Raw genomic sequence first — 17,478 nt, 5'->3', positions numbered from 1 at the left:
GAGCCCCGCCGCAGCGATCCCTAGAAAACTGCGAGATAGCGCAGCAGCGAGATAATCCCGATCACCACAACGATCACCTGGACGATCTGCTTGGCCCGGCCATCGAGCGGCAGCATCTGGACGAGATAGAGCACAAGAAAGATCACCAGAACGGTGATCAGAAGACTGATAAGAAGGGACATCGCAAACTTCCTGTTTTCGGGATCAGAACAATCGTAGCGTGGCAAAACTCTTTGCTGGCTATTTTTGTTCCACGCAAACAGCAGTCCATACGCTGCAATATCCGGACGTGCTGCCGGCACCGAATGCTGGGCGCAATTTCGAACCACCGTGCATTGCATTGCCCGTTCAGTTGCTGATAGCTTCGCCATCATCCCCATTTCTCAGGATTCTTCCCATGCGCTCGCTGTTTCATCTTGCCTACCACGTCCATGATCTCGACAAGGCGCGCGGCTTCTATGGCGATATCCTTGGCTGTGCCGAGGGGCGAAGCACCGACAGCTGGGTGGATTTCGATTTCTTCGGTCATCAGATCTCGCTGCATCTCGGCAAGCCGTTCGAAACGACCAACACCGGCAAGGTGGGCGATCACATGGTACCCATGCCGCATCTCGGCGTCATTCTTCCGCTGGAAGACTGGAATGCCCTTGCCGACCGGCTCGAGCGCGCAAAGGTCGACTTCGTCATGCCTCCCGTGGTGCGGTTCAAGGGCGAACCGGGCGAGCAATGGACCATGTTTTTCCGTGATCCCTCGGGCAACCCGATCGAAGTGAAGGGCTTTGCGGATTTCGCCAGCGTCTACGCGAAATAGCGGCCGCCATGGAATTCAAGCCATCAAACCTGAAGGCGGCGTTCTGGATGTCGGGGTCGCTGGCCGCCATTCTCATGATGGCGATCTCCGGCCGGGAAGCCTCGAAGGAACTCAACGTCTTCCAGATCATGGAAATGCGGTCGCTGATCGGGCTGGCAATGCTCTATCCGCTGATCCGGTCTTCCGGCGGCGTGCGCGCCATGCGGACCGGCCGCATCTGGCAGCACGTCGGACGCAATACCGCCCATTATGCCGGCCAGTTCGCCTGGTTGCAGGCGCTGTCCATGATCCCGCTGGCGCAGGTGATCGCCATTGAATTCACCACACCGGCCTGGACGGCCGTCATGGCCGTCGCCTTTCTCGGCGAGCGGTTCAATCTCTGGCGCACGCTGACGATCCTCCTCGGCATCATCGGTGTCGTCATCATTGTGCGCCCCGGCATCGGAACGATCGAAATGGGACAGTTGATCGTGCTCGGCGCGGCGTTCACGTTCGGCATTTCCTTCACCATGGTCAAATCCCTGACCCGCACGGAAAGCGTGGTGAAAATCATCTTCTGGATGCTGGTGATCCAGTCAGCCATCGGATTGCTGCCGGCGCTGCATGTCTGGCAATGGCCGACCCTGCATGCCTGGCCCTGGGTGGTGATCATCGCCTTCACCGGCACGTTCTCGCATTTCTGCATGGCGAAGGCCCTGCTGTATGCGGATGCCACCGTGGTGATACCGATGGATTTTCTGCGCGTGCCGCTCATGGCCGTGCTGGGCTGGCTCATCTATGCGGAACGGATCGATATCTACACGGCGCTCGGCGCAGCCCTCATCCTTTCGGGCAACCTTCTGAACCTGAAAAACAAGAGCGTGCCGGCAAAGGCCATTCAAGCGGATTGAAACGTTTCATCCGCTCGAAGCCGTCGCAATCGATGCTCAAGCCACGCCGAAAAGCGTCGGAGCATCACTGGCCTGCCATTTCGGATATTTCAGCATCACCGCGTCGAACCGGCCGGATGACACGAACTCATCCAGCCACCGCTTCACGTGCGGGCGGGCAAGCCCGCTCCACCAGTCCGCATCCACGCTGGCAAACTGCCGGACAAACGGCAGGATCGCCATGTCGGCAAGCGACGGCGTCGCCCGGAAGAGACAGCGCGACCAGGCCAGCCGTTCCTCGTATTCATCCAGTATCGCCAATGCCTTTTCGCGTTCTGCCAGCCGATCGGTTTTTTCAAAGCGGGTTGGGTATTTGTAGCGGTCAAGGCTGCGCTTGAACGGGCCGTCATTGCGGGCAATCCAGCCGCCATCATCCACCTCAAGCCAATGTTCCGGGTCATGCTGGCTCAAGGCCCAGCGCATGATGTCGAGGCTTTCATCAATCACCGTCCCGTCGGGCAACAGCAGCATCGGCACCGTCCCCGATGGCGAAACACCGAGAAACTCCGGCGCCTTGTCTCGCAATACGATTTCCCGGAGCTCGCAGGCCTGGTGCGCGGCCTGAATGGCGAGCCGGGCCCGCATGGCATAGGGACAGCGGCGAAAAGAATACAGAACGGGCAGAGCATGTGTCATGAGGGCCTCGGTTGACACAAGTTTTCATGAAACCGGTGCCGATAACAAGCCTTGCGCGTGCATTGCCCCGATCCATGAATTCAATTCATGATTATCCCGCGATATCACACGATTATCAATGGAATGCGCTTCGACCATATTCAGCGCAACCGGATTGCCATCCGTCGTCATTCCATTCGCGGGCCGGATCAAATTCCCGCCTGCCATTCAAAGGACAAGACAATGCCTCTCGCACTGCTGGCGTTGACAATCAGCGCCTATGCCATCGGCACGACAGAATTCGTGATCGTTGGCCTCCTGCCCACCGTTGCCGGCGATCTCGGCATCACCCTGCCGCTCGCCGGTCTCATCGTCAGCGTCTATGCGCTGGGTGTCACCTTCGGCGCACCGGTTCTGACCGCCCTTACCGGCAAGATCGAGCGCAAGCCGCTCCTGCTCGGGCTGATGGCGCTTTTCATCGTCGGCAATACCGCTGCGGCGCTTTCGCCAACCTATGAACTCCTGCTCGTCGCCCGCGTGCTGAGCGCCTTCGCGCATGGCGTGTTCTTCTCGGTTGGTGCCACCATTGCCGCCGATCTGGTTGCGCCCAACAAGCGCGCATCGGCCATCGCCATGATGTTCCTCGGCTTGACCGTCGCCATCGTCACCGGCGTTCCGCTTGGTACCTTCATCGGCCAGCAGCTGGGCTGGCGTGCAACATTCTGGGCGGTTGCCGGCCTTGGTGTCATCGCCTTCATCGCCATTGCCGTGCTTCTGCCTGCTACCATCGCCAAGGCCGCTCCTGCGCGCCTGATCGACCAGGTTCGCGTGCTGGGCAGCGGACGCCTGCTGCTCGCCTTCGCCATGACCGCGCTCGGCTATGGCGGGACCTTCGTGATGTTCACATTCCTTGCTCCCGTGCTGCAGGAGATCACCGGCTATGCAGGCTCGACTGTCAGTCTCATCCTCGTGCTGTACGGCCTGTCGATTGCCGTGGGCAACATGGTTGGCGGACGTGTGGCCGACGGCAACCCGGTTGGCGCGCTGGTCGTGATGTTTGCGCTGCAGGCGCTTGTGCTGGCCATCTTCACCTTCACCGCTGTCTCGCCGGTCTGGTCATTGGTCACGCTGGCCGCCCTCGGTGCATTGTCCTTCTCCAATGTCCCCGGCCTGCAGCTTTATGTGGTGCAGCTGGCGAAGATCCACACGCCGGAGACGGTCGACGTTGCCTCGGCACTCAACATCGCCGCGTTCAACCTCGGCATTGCCGGAGGTGCCTTCCTCGGCGGCATCATCGTGGCGTCACCCCTCGGTCTTGGCGCGACACCATGGGTCGGCGCCATTCTCGTGGTCGGCGCCCTTGGGCTGACACTCTGGAGCCAGGCACTCGACCGGCGCGCGGCAACGCAGGTTCTGGCTACGTGCTAGAGCCTTTCCCCGCGGGGTGACACGCCCCGCGATTTTGATACAGTCCGCATGAGATTCGCAGGGAATTGATCATGCTGGCCGACGTTATGCTGCCCCTGAGGCTGACATTCCGGCTGTGGCTGAGGTTCTGGCCACAGCTTTTTGCCGTCCTGCTGCTCGGGGTCATTGCATCGCATGTGCTGATGCAACTGGCTGTCGACGCCGCCTACATCAATCACTATGCGGGACTGGCCATGCTGACGCTGGTTGCCCTTGCACAACTTGTGACAACCGTTTCCATGATCCAGATTGTCCGGCCCGGACTGCCGGCATTGAACGCGGCACAAGAGAACGTCGCGGCTGCGGGCCCGGACGATGACACGCGCCGCGGATTTTCGAGACTGGCCGCCATGGTCTCGGTCGCGCTCATCCCGTTCTTTGCCTATTACGCCGCCTGGGGCTTTCTGAGCAATACGGTGCGGCAGTATTCGCGCGCCGCGCTCGACCAGATGCCCTTCGGGGAAAGCGGCGGCAATGTGCTTGATGTGCTGGATTCCAAATGGCTGCTTCTGTCCGTTGCCATCTCCTGGGTCATCCGCAAGCTGGCAAAAACCATGAAGGAGAAGACCGGCCGTTCCATCTGGCAGATCATCATGGTGGTGTGCGAGACCAACTGGGTTTTCATCGGCCTCTATATCATCAGCCGCTGGAAGGACAGCTGGATGAAAGCCTTTATCGAGGGCAATCTCTGGACCTACGCCAAATCCCTGCTTGCCGGTCTGCCGGAGCCGGTTGCATCGGCCAATGCCGCAGCACTCATACCCGTCGAGCAGGTTCCCGAAGCGTTCGGTACCGTTGCCATCGGCCTGTTCTTCCATGCGCTGTTACCGGTGATCTGGCTTGTGATGGTGGCCCTGGTCTATGGCTACGATGTGCGCGACGAAAAAGAGATCTTGCATCTGCACCGCCGCGTCGAACAGTTCGGCGAGCGTTACAAATCGATCCCGAAATTCCTGCGCCACTTCGTGGAACATTTCATTGGCGGCTACCGCTCGCGTTACCTGCCCATCGCCAACGGCGTCAAGCTGACCCTCAACGCCGGACTGCTGCTCATCCTCACGCTGATCCTCGGATATCGTTTCATCGAGTGGGCCGCCGCCTGGATGTGGCTGGGCACCGCACGGCTGATCGGCCCGCACGCGCTGGACGTCTGGCAAGCCCTTTCCAATGGCGTCAGCTTCCTGTTCGGCAGCCCGCTGCAGGACTCCTCCACCGGGATACTGGTCGAACCGCTGCGCATCTGCTTTCTTGCCGCAATTATGGAAACGGCTTTCTCGATGCGGCGCAATCCGCAGCCGGCAGAGGCTGAACCGGTCGCTGCCGGCAGCTAGCCAGCTATTGCGGACGGGCAAAGCGCAGATAATAGGGACGCTCGCCGCGCATGCCGATGATCGGTCTCAGCTCCCCAACGACATTGGCGGGGACAAGATAGGTCTCCTCGACCACCCGCCGCATGCCCTGGCTGACCTCGGCGAAGATAGTAGAGGCGCAGGTTTCTATACCCTCGGCGGGACGCGGCAGGCCGGGTACCGATGCCGGCGACCAGGATCGCCCGGTTGCGTCCACCAGCCTGATCGAACACATCAGCCAGAGGTTTTTCAGGTCCGGATCGCCAATTTCGACAATGAAACGCGCAATGACCGGAACGGCGTTTTTCGGCAATGCCCCCGGTTTCATGCCCTCGGCGACCGTGCGCAGCTCGATAAACTGCCAGTCGCTGCCACCGTAGCGGGCACTCTGGCCAGCCGTGACGTCAATCGGCACGACATTGTTGCTTTTTCCCATTTCCTTGACATCGCCGTACGACACGACGAACAGCGCAAGAGGAATGAGCAGCACCTGCGCCCACAGGCTGCGCCGGCGCCAGCGGCGTTCCGAAAGATCCGGCGTCTCGTCAGTGAGGGTCATGCGATCAGTTCCCTGAAACAGGCACGGGTTTTGCCAGATCATAGCTGTCCTCTATCAGCGGTTGGCCGTCGTTGAACTTTCTGAAATCATCGATGGCGATGCGTGCCTCGGAATCAAGCCGTGGCGCCATCCGGCTGGAAAGCGTGAACGTTGCCCCATTCACCTGATCCGGCAGTATCTCGAAGACAAAACGAACTTTCCTCGGCATGCCCGGATCAAGCAGCGGCGGCATCTGGCTGCTCAGGATGCCGACCCGATCGGTCTTTTCGTAATGCAGGCCCGTAGGGCCCACCCACGTCGCTGCAGCAACCGTTGCCGATGCAGTCGTTGCCGCCAATTCCGCCGTCGCCACAGCCCAAAGGCCCGATGTCGTCAGTGTCTTGCGCTGCCCGTACTGCGTGAACGCCAGTTCGCGGGCGAAATCCACTTGCTCCAACCGGAGGTCGACCAGCCGGGTATGAACCGTTTCATGCATCTTGCCATAGGCGGGGATAGGACCGGTCAAATCCTCGTAATGCGGCTTTGTCTGCTGCATGGCATACAGCACAACGACGGCAAGACAGACCACCAGAATATTGCCGAGCCGGCGCATCAGCCCTGTCCTCCGGCAAGGGCCAGACTGGCCTTGGCCGCCACGCGCTTGCCCCACCAGCCGGGCGCGCCATAGAGATTATCGCTCCGCTTAAATATATCGGCGTCAAAGCTCAGCTCAACCGTGTCCTTGGGTATCGCCGTTGCCGGCATCAGCCAGACATAGGCCATTTTTTCCGGCAGACCCGGCTGGAGCGACGGCATCAGCGCGTCATCCCGCACAAGATAGATCATCGGTTTTTCCGCCTTTGCCCCAATCCCGGGAGGCAGATGGACTGTGCTGTAGTAGCTTTTGTCCGATCGCGTTGTCCGGTTCGTCAGCTCGACCTCAAGCACCAGCGCCTTCTGATCCGCCTTCGGCGTCAGACCATGGATTTTCTGATCCGTCACCCAGGCTTTCAGAGGCTTGATGCGCCACTTGCCGGCATCAAGCGACTGTCCGGGAAGAATTTGGCTGATGGCGGCCTGCGGCTGCGCTTCGAACACCCCGAGGGTCACGGCCACGACGAGCGCGGCAAAGGTGCCGAGGCCGGCGGTTATCCAGGCGCGTGCCTTGCTGGAGAGATTGCGCACATAGGACCACATCGGGCGATCTTCCTCCGATCAGCGCCATAGCACGCGCTGAATTCTGAGTCGCATTCCGTGGAACCATGCAACGGTTGCGCGCTGCATGGCAAGTCCGGACCGCGTGAGGCGGTTTAGCGTGAGGCAGCCATGGGCAGATAGCTATGGACCAGATCGACGACCTGCTGGTCGCGCGCTCTTGCCGTGTCGCCGCCCATCACCACCGCAACGAGCTTGCGGCCATTGTCATTCACCGATGTGACGATGTTGAAGCCGGAGGCACGGACATAGCCTGTCTTGATGCCATCGGCACCGTTGAGCTTCGCCAGGACGCGGTTGTGGCCTTCCACCAGCCTGCCGTTGAACATGAAGTCATGCAGCGAAAAATAGTAATATTGCTGCGGGAAATGCCGGCGCAGTGCCATGCCGAGCAGCGCCATATCGCGGGCGGTGGTGACCTGCATGGGATCGGGCAGACCCGAGGCATTGTTGAAGGTCGTGCCCTTCATGCCGAGCTGCCGGGCCTTGGCCGTCATCAATGCGGCAAACTGCGGTTCAGAGCCGCCAATGGCTTCGGCAAGCGCAACGGCAACGTCATTGGCCGACTTGACCACAATCGCCTTGATCGCCGTATCCACATCGATCGATTGACCGGGCCGGAAGCCGAGCTTGCTCGGTGCCTGTGACGCTGCGTGGGCGGAAACGGGAATGACCGTGTTCTTGGTAAGACGACCGGATTCCAGCGCTTCGAACGTCAGATACAACGTCATCATCTTGGTCAGCGAAGCCGGGATGCGCGGAAGGTCGGCACTGGCCTGGTAAAGCACCGCACCGGTACTGCCATCGACGACAATCGACGCGGACTTTTCCGTGATGGAGGCGGGTACGGTCGTTGCAACCGGCTGCAGCGCCGATGTGGTCGTGCAACCGCTCGCCACGCCAACAACCAGAACAAACAATGCCACACATTTTGACATCAACGACAGAGGGTAAAAAACACGCGGCACGTTCATTTTGAGCGGTCTGATTTCCAAAGGTGGAGATGAATGGTTTTTAGCGCATCATTGTTAATAATCCGCTGCTCTGCCACCCTGTTAGCGGATTTCCGCCGCCAGACCAAGCTGTGGCGTGACGGCAAATGGTCGCCGGGCCCTCAGGCAGTCAGAACGACCTTGACACTGCGCGATCTGTCCAGCGCCACGGCGAAGGCTTCGGGGGCCTCTTCAAGCGGGAATTCACCCGTGACAAGCCGCAACACGCCGATTTCTCCGGAGACGATCAGTTCAACGGCTTCGTAGAATTCTTCGCCGAAACGGAACGTGCCTTTCAGGTCGAGTTCCCGCGCCATCACCGCATTGGCGGGCACCGGAATAGACCCGCCGGGCAGGTTGCCGACCTGCACAACCGTACCGCCGCGCCGCACGGTGCGGATGGCCGAGGCAAGGCCAGCGGCCGTTCCGGAAATTTCAAAGCCGACATCGAACGGCGTCGCGACGGCCAGTTTGGCAAGCTTGTCCTCGCCTTCCGATAGGTCGAACACCCGGTCGGCACCCAGTTCAAGCGCGAATTTCAGCGGAGCGGCGGCGAGATCGACCATCGCGACGGATTCCGCCCCGGCATGTTTCAGCGCCAGAAGCGTGAGGAGCCCGATCGGACCCGCACCGAATATGATGGCCGAATGCCCTTTGACGTGTCCGGCCCGGCGAACGGCGTGCAGGCATACCGCAAGCGGTTCGGCCAGCGCCGCCGCCTGAAACGGGAAATCCCTGGGCACCTTTACGCATTGCGCCGGCGTTGCATCAAAAAAACTGGCAAAGCCGCCCTGCATGTGCGGCGTCTTCGATGCCGACCCCATGAAATAAATATTCTCGCACAGGTTGGCGCGGCCCTCGTGACAGTAGGCACAGGTGCCGCACCAGCGCGACGGGTTGACCGCGACACGGTCGCCAACACTGAGCCCCGTGACTTCAGACCCCAGTTGCATCACCTCCCCCGCCACTTCGTGACCGAGAATCAGCGGCGATGTCACGACGAAATCGCCGGTCCTCGCATGACGGAAATAGTGCATGTCCGAGCCGCAAATGCCGCCTGCGCCGAAGCGGATGCGCACCATATTGGGCTTCAGCGCGGAGAGCGTGTGTTCCGCCATACGCAAATCCTCCGGGCCGAAAAGGGTGGCAGCGATTGTCTTCATGTGATCCGTCCCGAAATGGCGATAACGGCGATCGTATCGAGAAAATGGCAGACAAACAACACGCGCGGATTGATCGGGACCGGGAGCATCCGCAGCGGTCGCCAGGGGCTGGGGAGCGTCCAAAAATCGCCCTGCAGACCTGTGGAAACGGCATTTGTTACAGAGCGTTGCGGAAAGTGATTGCCGGGGAAGCCGCCGAACAGGCTATGAGAAGAGATTAACAGGCCGTAAACGGTCGCTCAGAACTGGTGGACAATGGTTTCAAACATTCGATTGCTGCGCCCGCTCGCCTGCCTCGGTCTGGTACTGAGCCTGGCAGCCTGCACCACGGCCAACCCGACATTGCCGACCAGCACAGCGTCGATTCCTGTTCCTGAGACTGCACCGCGCACCACTGCGCTGACCGTGACCGGCGCGCCTGTGCAGATGGCCTATGCCGGCCCCGCAGCCAACCCGGCCGCCCTCGCGACCGCAAATGCCACGACGCAGGCTGCCCCGGCCGAGACAGCAAAAATTGCCGCACCGGCAAAGACAGAGACCTACGGCCCGCGGGTCGACAATCTGATTTCACAATATTCTGCCGCCTATGCGGTGCCGGAAGCGCTGGTGCGCCGTGTTGTCCACCGCGAAAGCCGTGGCCGTCCGGAAGCCCGCAACGGCAAGTATTGGGGCTTGATGCAGATTCTGCCGTCCACGGCGCGCGCCATGGGGCACAGCGGCACGCCAAAGGACCTGCTCGATGCGGAAACCAACCTCAAATACGGCGTGAAATACCTGGCCGGTGCCTACAAGGTTGCCGACCGCAATTTTGACCGCGCTGTTCGCCTCTATGCCAGCGGCTATTATTACCAGGCCAAGCGCAAGGGCATGCTGGATGAAACCGGCCTGAAGGGCGGCACCACGCCTGTCCAGTCCACGCAGATTGCTTCGCTGCCCATGGCACCTGTGCCCGCAATCAGCCAGCCGGCCGCGACGGTGCAGACGGTGGCCTATGCGCCGGACCCGGCTCCCGTGCGTCCTGGCTTTATCGCCATTCCGGCTGATCGTCCTTACGGACTATAAACCCCACCTATCAACGCCTAGTTGAATAATGAGCCGATTCATGGCGTTGTGTGCTCAATCTGGAGCACACACATGGGTCTTTCCATCATTCTGTCGATCATCGCACTGGTTGTAGCGGCCATGGCGCGTCAGCAAGTAACCGCGCTGCGCAAGCAGGTGGAAGAATTGCGACGGCAGATTGCGGAAAAAACGCAACCGGCACCAGTAGCCAGCGATACCGCAAAACCGATTCGCCGTTTCCGGGCCGACGAGGCCTTGACGGAGACACCGGCACGCGCAGTCCCCCCGGCCGAGCCCGTGGGAACACCGATACCGGCCATGGCGGCATCAGCGCGGCTGGACCCGAAAAAGGTCGCGCAAATCATGTCGGGCAAGCCGTCGGCAACGCCTGTCACCGTCCGCGCAACACCGGCACCATCCGTACCGGCAGCCCGGCCAAAGAAGTCCTACGGCGATTTCGAGCGATCGCTTGGCCGCAACTGGCCCGTGTGGATCGGCGGCGTGGCGCTGTTCCTTGGCGGTATCTTCGTCGTCCAGTATTCCATCGAGAACGAACTGCTCGGCCCCGGCATCCGGCTCTGCCTTGGTGCGATTTTCGGCCTGCTGCTTCTGGGCGCGGGTGAATATCTGCGCCGCAAGGAAAAGCCGCTTGGCCTGTCCGTCGAGGGCCCGGACTATATCCCGGGTGTTCTCACCGCCGCGGGATCAGCGGCCCTCTTTGCCGTCGTCTATGCCGCCCACGGCATCTATGGCTTTATCGGCAGTTCGACCGCGTTCCTTGCCCTGGGCGCCGTTGGTCTCGCCACCCTCGCACTTGCCATCAAACACGGTCCGTGGATTGCCGGCCTCGGCCTTATCGGCTCCTACCTGACACCGGCCCTGGTAAACGCGCAGGCACCGGCACCCTACAGCTTCATGACCTATCTGTCGGTCGTCACGCTCGTCGCGGTTGTCCTCGCCCGGGCGAAGGCATGGCCGTTGATTGGCGGCGCGGCGATCCTTCTCGCGGCGATCTGGGGAGCGGCCTATACCGGGTTCGACCCGATGCCGAATGGCGGGGCCCTTGGTTTGTTGACGGTCAGCCTGCTGGCTCTCTCCGTCTTCAGCCATCTGAAGCCGGGCGGCTACACCCTGTTCGACCGCACCGGAGAGCCCTGGTATGACCCCATCACCATGGCGGGTGCCGCCGGTGCGATTCTTCTCGGTCTTGGCTACGTCTCGCACGATCTTTTCGGGCTGGCGTCGTCGCGCTATCTGGTCCTGGCAACACTCATTATTGCCGTATCGGCATTGGCACCGCTCCTGATACGCCGGGCCCTGCCCTTCCTTGTTCCAGCCGCCCTCATCGCGCTGGTTCCGCTCTCCCTCGCGGATATGCATCATCTGCTGGACAGCGGCTATAACGGTTCGGGATTGTCACTCTACGATCCGGCGAAATATCGCAGCTTTGCCATTGTCATCGCACTTGCCTTCACCGCCATCGGTGTTCTTGCGGCAACGGTGCTTGCGCGGCTGCCTGACATCGTGCGCGGCCTTGCCTATGCGGCGCTGGGAACCGCCGTTCCCTTCGTGATGATCACAGTGATGCTCTATATCTTCGGTAACACACCTGCCGCAACCGAAGAAATACTCACCGTCGGCCTCGCAATCACCGGCTTCGGCGCTGCGACATGGCTGACGCGCCTGTGGAAGGACGATGTGAAGCCGGCATCCCCGGCCTGGCTGTTTGACGCCGCATCCATCGGTTTCGCCGTGCTCGCCCTTTTCGTGGTGTTCGACCCGCAATGGCGTATTCTGGCCGCCTGTGCCCTGGCGGTTGTCTATGCCTTCGCCACACGAACCCGCCTTGCACCGGTGCTGCGCTTTGCGCCGGCGGTGTTTGCCGTTGTCATCCTCGGGCATGTTCTCTTCGATCCGACGATCGTCGGCAGTGACCGCCTGTCGACCACGCCGTTCTTCAACCAGCTCCTGCTCAATTACGGCGGCTTCTTCGCGGCCATGACCGTTGCGCAGCTCGTGCTGGCCAAAGGGACCAAGGACACCGCCTACCGGCTTGCACAGGCCCTTGCCGTACTGGCAGGCTTCGTGCTCGTCAATATCCTCGTCCGCCACTGGATGAATGGGGGCACGCTCGACAGCGGCGGCGATGTAACGTTGAGCGAACAGTCACTCTACACGCTCATCGCACTCGGCGGATCATTGTCGCTGATGATGCTGAGCCGGGGCGGCCAGGACTGGCTCTACCGCATCGCCGCACTCATTGTCGGTTACGTCGGCATCCTGGTGGCCGTGACGCAGCATTTCATTCTCCTCAATCCGCTGTTTGACGGTTCGGTCGGCGGCGGCCTGATCTTCAACAGCCTGTTCATGGGCTACCTGCTGCCGGGCCTGCTGGCGGCTCTCGTGGCGCTCAACGCCTTCGGCGAACCGCAGATAAAGCTGTTCGGCCTGCCGCTGGTCATGGCGCAGGCCAACCGCCCCCGGCACTACGCCATGGCCCTGGCGATCCTGTCCGGCCTCATGCTGTTCACATGGGTGACGCTCACCATCCGGGTGTTCTTCTGGGGCAGCAGCATTCATCTGTGGAAGGGCGTGGACTCGATGGAAATGTTCACCTATTCGGCCGTCTGGCTGCTGTTCGGCCTTGGCCTCTTCGGATTGGGCGCGTGGCGGCAGAACAGGCCATTGCGCCTGATCTCGGCACCGATCGTGTTCCTTGTGATCGCCAAGGTTTTCCTGCTCGACATGTCGAACCTTGAAGGCATCCTGCGGGCCCTCTCCTTCATCGGATTGGGTCTGTCGCTGGTTGGCGTCGGCCTGTTCTACCAGCGCATTCTCAATGCGGGGGCGGCCGCTACGCCGCCCACCAGCGATGAAAATGGTGCACCGGGCCGCGCCCCTGACCCACATTGAGCCCGTCGGCGGCAGCCATGGCTGCCGTCAGATAGGCTTTCGCCTCGCCGATTGCCACCGGCAGATCAAGACCCTTGGCCAGCCCGCTGGCAATCGCCGCCGCCAGGGTGCAGCCCGTGCCGTGGTCGTGGGTGGTGACAAGCCGCGGTCCGTCGAAACGCATCACAGACGTGCCGTCAAACAAGAGGTCGGTACTGAGGCTTGTAAGCCCGTGACCGCCCTTGATCAGCACCGCCGCCGGACCAAGCTTCAGCAGCAGCTCGGCCTGCCGCGCCATCTCCCGTTCGGTTTCCGCTGCGGGTGTGCCAGTCAGCAATGCGGCTTCCGGCAGGTTGGGCGTGAGCACAAATGCCAGCGGCAGGAGCTGTTGGCGCAGCGCCTCCACCGCCTCCGGCTGCAGAAGCCGATCGCCCGATGTTGCCACCATCACCGGGTCGACGACCGCCTTGCGCTGCCAGCGGTTCAAGGCTTCCGCGATGGTGTCGATGGTTTCGACCGTGGAAACCATGCCGATCTTGATCGCCCCGACCGCGATATCCGAGAGAACGGCATCGATCTGGGCGCGGATGATAGCCGGGCTCAGGTTCTCGATGGCGGTGACGCCGCGCGTGTTCTGTGCGGTGATCGCGGTCAGCACGCTCGTGCCATACACACCGAGCGCCGAGAACGTCTTGATGTCGGCCTGGATACCGGCGCCACCGCCGCTGTCGGAACCGGCAATGGTCAGGGCAATGGCGGTCATGCGGTTGCCCTCAACGCCTCGTCGACGGCATCGCGAAGCACCTGTGCGGCGGCGCGCGGATCCGCCTGACGGAAGATCGCCGAAATCACCGCAACCCCATCGGCGCCTGCGCGAATAGCCGGCGCGACCCGGCCGAGATCGATGCCCGCGATGGCGCCGACCGGCAGGTCGGGCTTTGCCGCGCGGATGATGGCCGCCAGCCGGGCAAACCCGTCAAAACCGATCGGGCCGTCGGGATTGTGCTTGGCAGGGGTTTCGAACAGACCGCCCACGCAGGCATAGTCGATGGCAGAGCTTATGGCCACCTGCGCATCGGCTTCATTCTTCACCGTCAGGCCGATGATTGCATCGGGGCCAAGCAGCGTGCGGGCGTCGGCGACCAGCATGTCCTCGCGCCCCACGTGCACACCCTCGACACCCGCCACCAGCGCGACGTCGATGCGGTCATTCACAAGCAGGGGGATGCCTGTGCCGTGCAGGGCCGCATGGATGGCACGGGCGCGCTCCACCATCTTGCGCGTCGGCGAATTCTTGTCGCGATACTGGATGATCGTGGCCCCGCCCCGCGCGGCCTGCAAAGCCAGGGCACCCAGATCGGCATCACCGCCGATGGCATCGACATCGACAATGGCATTCAGGCGGAAATCTACTTTTGGCATGGTCTTTTTCTCCGAATAAATCGTTTCACTGCAGTTCAACGGCGAGGTCATCCACCTTGGGCACCGATTTGATCAGTCCCGCCTCGTGCATGAACACGCCGAGCCGTTCATAACGGCTGCGGTCGAGAGCGGCGGGACGCTTGGCAAAACGCGGCAATGTATCGATCCATGCCTGCCGGTTCAGCGCATTGTCGAGATCGGGATAGGCCTTGATGAACAGCGACCAGGACTCATCGGGATGGTTGGTCAGATAGATCGCGCCCTTTTCCACGGCGCCGATGAAACGTTTCAAACGGTCGTCTTTCGCCAGATCGGGATGGGTCAGGAAGATCAGCTCGTCATAAACGGGCACGCCATGCTCCTCGGGAAAGAATGCCGTTCCCTTGTGGCCTTCCTGCGCCATCTGCGTCAGCTCGAAATTGCGGTAGCCACCCACCGTGGCATCCACCTGATTGGCGATCAGCGATGCCGACAGGGCGAAGTTGACATTGATCAGCTCGACATCTCCCGTCTTCAGGCCTTCGGATTTCAGCATCGCGCCGAGCATGGCATCCTCAAAACCAGCCACGGAAAACCCGACTTTTTTGCCCTTCAGGTCCTTCAGGCTCTTGATCGGGCCATCGGCGAGGACGGTCACCGTGTTGAGCGGCGTCTCCACCAGGGTGCCGAAACGCACCAGCGGCAGGCCTTCATCATGGCTGAGATAAAGGTTGGGCTGGTAGCCGATGGCGATGTCCGCCTGCTTGGCCGCCACGAGGCGCGGCGGCGCTGCCGGATCGGCCGGCGGGATCAGATCCACGTCCAGTCCCGCTTCGCTGAAGAAGCCCTTTTCGCGGGCAACAACCAGCGGTGCATGGTCGGGGTTGACGAACCATTCCAGCAGGACAGACAGCTTGTCTGCGGCCGCGGCGGGAGATGCGAGGAGAGACAAGGCGGTTAGCAGGACGATGGCGGGGGCAAACGCACGGCGGCGAAACATGGGCATTCCTTTATCAACGGGACGGGAAAACGGAGTGGTCATGATGCCTGCACCCAGGGCGTGAGACGTGCGGCGAAGGCATCGACGAGGAAACGCAGAACGATGGTCAGAACGGCGAGGATGATGAGAGCGGCAAACAGCGTGTCGGTCTGCATGCGGGCATTGGCCTGCAGCATGACGAAGCCAAGTCCGCGCGAGGCACCGACCCATTCGCCGATCACGGCGCCAATGGGGGCAAAGACCGCCGCAACACGCAGGCCCGAACCGAGGCCGGGCAAGGCGCTGGGCACACGGATGAGGAACAGCGTCGCCAGCGGCGAAGCCTGTGTCAGGGCGGCGGCATCCAGCAGGTCCTGACTGGTCCGCCGCAGTGCATCGGCAAAGGACGAGGCGACGGGGAAGAAGATGATCAGGCTGGCCATGACGACCTTGGACGCGAGGCCGAAGCCGAACCAGAGAACCAGGAGCGGCGCAATGGCAAAGACCGGAAGCGCCTGCAGGACCAGCAGCAGAGGCCAGACGATCTGGCCGAAACCCGGCAGGCCGGCCACCAGAAGCGCAACAAGGATTCCGGCCATGGCACCGAAGAACAGCCCGAGCACGATCTCAAGCACCGTGATGGCGGCGTTGCTCAGGAGATAATGCTGCTGCTCGACCAGGGCGGCAATGACAGAACCGGGGCCGGGCAGGATGAAGCGCGGCGGCTGCAGCATCCAGACAGCGAGCTGCCAGCACGCAAGCACAGCCAGCAGGGCCCCGGCGATGCGGACGAGCATGCGCATGGCGGGCCGTCACAGACTCGGCGATTGGTGGTTCAGCGAAAACGGCATCTGCAGGACTCCATCAAACGTGTGGAGATCCGGATATGTGCGAAGACAAGGCAGAGTGCGTGAAGAATGCTCAATTCCCGTTCCTACGCCGGCATAACCCGGATCAGGTTCAAGGGTCCAGCTCGACGCTATCTCAGCACTGTACAGTGCCCCCCTCGGAATGAAGTCATGATGGAGCGGCGGGGGCGTAAAGTCAATCGCGCCGCTTGAGGATTGCAGACATCAGTTGGTCAGGCGGACATTCTCGCCATCGACAGCTTTGCACCCGGAAATAACCGTGTAGAAAAGATCTTGCTGGTCCCAGCCACCGCCGTCTTCCCAAGCATGTTCGTGAGATTGTTTATCGCAACTGAGCAGATCAGTTAACTTTGTATCACCATTTTTCTTCAGCTGCACACCGTCAACGAAGAGATGATCCACAGTATTTCCATCATTGGTTTGGTATGTTGCGTCATAATTCCTATATCCGCTCGATGCAGTTTTACACGTAACTGTGTTTGTACCAGCTGTGGAATTATAACGGCCGACATCACAACCGTCCTTTTTGACTTCCATTTTGATATACAGTGTTTGGTAGTCGCCGAGCACAACGTTGCCGTCAGCCGGACTCATGGTTTTGACCCCTGTTCCTCGCCAATTGAGGGCAGTCTTGTCTTTGGCCTCATACAGCACGGTGCCTAACGTCACTTCCTTAGTTGAACCAGGGCGAGTGACGACAATCGAAACCTTTTTGGCCCAAATGCCGTACATGTCCTTCAAAATGATTTTGGCTTCTGACGGTTTCAACGGCGCCAGCGCAGTTGAAGTCACACCAATCTGGACTGAGTTCTGGTTCAGTAACGACATGAAGAGGGTATTGGTCTGCCCTCCCAGATTGACGGTGACCTTCTGGTCCTTTGCACTGAAATTGACGCTGACAGCGCCAGCCTTGTCCCCAAGGTTGGCACGCAAAAAGGCCCGTGCCCTGTCCTCGGCAGCCTGTGCATTGCCACCCGTGAAGATGGAGGCACCGGCCAGCGCCGCTGTGTCAGCGGCGTTCTGCAAATTGACTCTTTCATTTGAGGCAACGGTATAGTCAAGGGCAAGACCGGTCATGCCCATAAGCGGCACAAGCAGCAGACCGAAGGTCAGTGCCGTGGCGCCACGCTTGTCTCTCAGGAATTGTTTGAATTTGCTCATAGCCCGCTCCGGTTGTTGAGCGAACCATGAAGGCC

At 61.0% G+C, this 17,478-nt stretch carries 18 protein-coding genes and 1 riboswitch; of the genes, 6 read left to right on the top strand and 12 right to left on the bottom strand.

From position 1 onward, the window contains the following. Positions 1-20: 20 nt before the first annotated feature. Positions 21-182, bottom strand: a complete 162-nt coding sequence (locus tag AC1Q5O_RS20720) for a Thivi_2564 family membrane protein (RefSeq protein WP_105737901.1) — start codon at positions 180-182, stop codon at positions 21-23. A 215-nt stretch (positions 183-397) separates the two neighbouring features. On the opposite strand from AC1Q5O_RS20720, the gene AC1Q5O_RS20715 reads away from it, so the two are divergent. Together AC1Q5O_RS20715 and AC1Q5O_RS20710 are read left to right on the top strand one after the other, a co-directional pair. Beyond that, a complete protein-coding gene (locus AC1Q5O_RS20715) occupies positions 398-811 on the top strand; it encodes a VOC family protein (RefSeq protein WP_492565573.1) in 414 nt (137 codons plus the stop codon). Between the two features lie 8 nt (positions 812-819). Next, complete coding sequence (locus AC1Q5O_RS20710) at positions 820-1,701, top strand: DMT family transporter (RefSeq protein WP_223612185.1); 882 nt, start codon at positions 820-822, stop codon at positions 1,699-1,701. A 36-nt stretch (positions 1,702-1,737) separates the two neighbouring features. Here AC1Q5O_RS20710 and AC1Q5O_RS20705 read toward each other — a convergent pair whose 3' ends face one another. After that, complete coding sequence (locus AC1Q5O_RS20705; protein ID WP_492565571.1) at positions 1,738-2,376, bottom strand: glutathione S-transferase; 639 nt, start codon at positions 2,374-2,376, stop codon at positions 1,738-1,740. Between the two features lie 222 nt (positions 2,377-2,598). Between AC1Q5O_RS20705 and AC1Q5O_RS20700 the strand changes: the two genes are divergently transcribed. After that, complete coding sequence (locus tag AC1Q5O_RS20700) at positions 2,599-3,783, top strand: MFS transporter (protein ID WP_492565828.1); 1,185 nt, start codon at positions 2,599-2,601, stop codon at positions 3,781-3,783. A gap of 71 nt (positions 3,784-3,854) precedes the next feature. Continuing rightward, entirely contained in the window at positions 3,855-5,153 is a 1,299-nt protein-coding gene (locus AC1Q5O_RS20695) for a hypothetical protein (protein WP_492565569.1), read from the top strand. Positions 5,154-5,157: 4 nt separating this feature from the next. Here AC1Q5O_RS20695 and AC1Q5O_RS20690 read toward each other — a convergent pair whose 3' ends face one another. The 5 genes from AC1Q5O_RS20690 to AC1Q5O_RS20670 all read right to left on the bottom strand — a co-directional run bounded on the left by AC1Q5O_RS20690 (position 5,158) and on the right by AC1Q5O_RS20670 (position 9,079). Continuing rightward, a complete protein-coding gene (locus AC1Q5O_RS20690; RefSeq protein WP_492565567.1) occupies positions 5,158-5,730 on the bottom strand; it encodes a hypothetical protein in 573 nt (190 codons plus the stop codon). A 4-nt stretch (positions 5,731-5,734) separates the two neighbouring features. Then, positions 5,735-6,322, bottom strand: coding sequence for a hypothetical protein (locus tag AC1Q5O_RS20685; protein WP_492565565.1), 588 nt, complete (start codon positions 6,320-6,322; stop codon positions 5,735-5,737). Next, positions 6,322-6,906 (bottom strand): hypothetical protein, encoded by a 585-nt coding sequence (locus AC1Q5O_RS20680; protein ID WP_492565563.1) that lies wholly within the window; start codon positions 6,904-6,906, stop codon positions 6,322-6,324. The genes AC1Q5O_RS20685 and AC1Q5O_RS20680 overlap by 1 nt, the downstream gene beginning before the upstream one ends. 113 nt (positions 6,907-7,019) lie before the next feature. Further along, complete coding sequence (locus AC1Q5O_RS20675) at positions 7,020-7,898, bottom strand: D-alanyl-D-alanine carboxypeptidase family protein (protein WP_223612191.1); 879 nt, start codon at positions 7,896-7,898, stop codon at positions 7,020-7,022. A 140-nt stretch (positions 7,899-8,038) separates the two neighbouring features. Beyond that, positions 8,039-9,079, bottom strand: coding sequence for an L-idonate 5-dehydrogenase (locus AC1Q5O_RS20670; RefSeq protein ID WP_492565560.1), 1,041 nt, complete (start codon positions 9,077-9,079; stop codon positions 8,039-8,041). Between the two features lie 255 nt (positions 9,080-9,334). Between AC1Q5O_RS20670 and AC1Q5O_RS20665 the strand changes: the two genes are divergently transcribed. Both AC1Q5O_RS20665 and AC1Q5O_RS20660 read left to right on the top strand, forming a co-directional pair. Further along, on the top strand, positions 9,335-10,141 hold the full coding sequence (locus AC1Q5O_RS20665; RefSeq protein WP_492565559.1) for a transglycosylase SLT domain-containing protein: 807 nt from the start codon (positions 9,335-9,337) through the stop codon (positions 10,139-10,141). 72 nt (positions 10,142-10,213) lie between these two features. After that, on the top strand, positions 10,214-13,054 hold the full coding sequence (locus AC1Q5O_RS20660; RefSeq protein ID WP_492565557.1) for a DUF2339 domain-containing protein: 2,841 nt from the start codon (positions 10,214-10,216) through the stop codon (positions 13,052-13,054). On the opposite strand, the gene thiD is transcribed toward AC1Q5O_RS20660, so the two are convergent. The 5 genes from thiD to AC1Q5O_RS20635 all read right to left on the bottom strand — a co-directional run bounded on the left by thiD (position 12,996) and on the right by AC1Q5O_RS20635 (position 17,443). Continuing rightward, positions 12,996-13,796 carry a bifunctional hydroxymethylpyrimidine kinase/phosphomethylpyrimidine kinase gene (thiD, locus tag AC1Q5O_RS20655; protein ID WP_492565555.1) on the bottom strand — a complete coding sequence of 267 codons (801 nt, stop codon included), beginning with the start codon at positions 13,794-13,796 and terminating at the stop codon, positions 12,996-12,998. The genes AC1Q5O_RS20660 and thiD overlap by 59 nt on opposite strands. Then, entirely contained in the window at positions 13,793-14,455 is a 663-nt protein-coding gene (gene thiE, locus AC1Q5O_RS20650) for a thiamine phosphate synthase (protein ID WP_492565553.1), read from the bottom strand. The genes thiD and thiE overlap by 4 nt, the downstream gene beginning before the upstream one ends. A gap of 25 nt (positions 14,456-14,480) precedes the next feature. Then, positions 14,481-15,434: an ABC transporter substrate-binding protein gene (locus tag AC1Q5O_RS20645; RefSeq protein ID WP_492565551.1), complete on the bottom strand. Its 954-nt coding sequence runs from the start codon at positions 15,432-15,434 to the stop codon at positions 14,481-14,483. A gap of 38 nt (positions 15,435-15,472) precedes the next feature. Further along, positions 15,473-16,216 (bottom strand): ABC transporter permease, encoded by a 744-nt coding sequence (locus tag AC1Q5O_RS20640; protein ID WP_464662381.1) that lies wholly within the window; start codon positions 16,214-16,216, stop codon positions 15,473-15,475. 111 nt (positions 16,217-16,327) lie between these two features. Beyond that, a riboswitch (TPP riboswitch) is annotated at positions 16,328-16,430 on the bottom strand. Positions 16,431-16,486: 56 nt separating this feature from the next. Continuing rightward, positions 16,487-17,443 (bottom strand): TadE/TadG family type IV pilus assembly protein, encoded by a 957-nt coding sequence (locus tag AC1Q5O_RS20635; protein WP_492565549.1) that lies wholly within the window; start codon positions 17,441-17,443, stop codon positions 16,487-16,489. Positions 17,444-17,478: the final 35 nt, after the last annotated feature.

The sequence above is a fragment of the Phyllobacterium sp. MT110 genome, from assembly GCF_058792715.1.
Note: the sequence above shows the minus strand (reverse complement) of the source record. Positions and strands in the feature narration are given on the sequence as shown.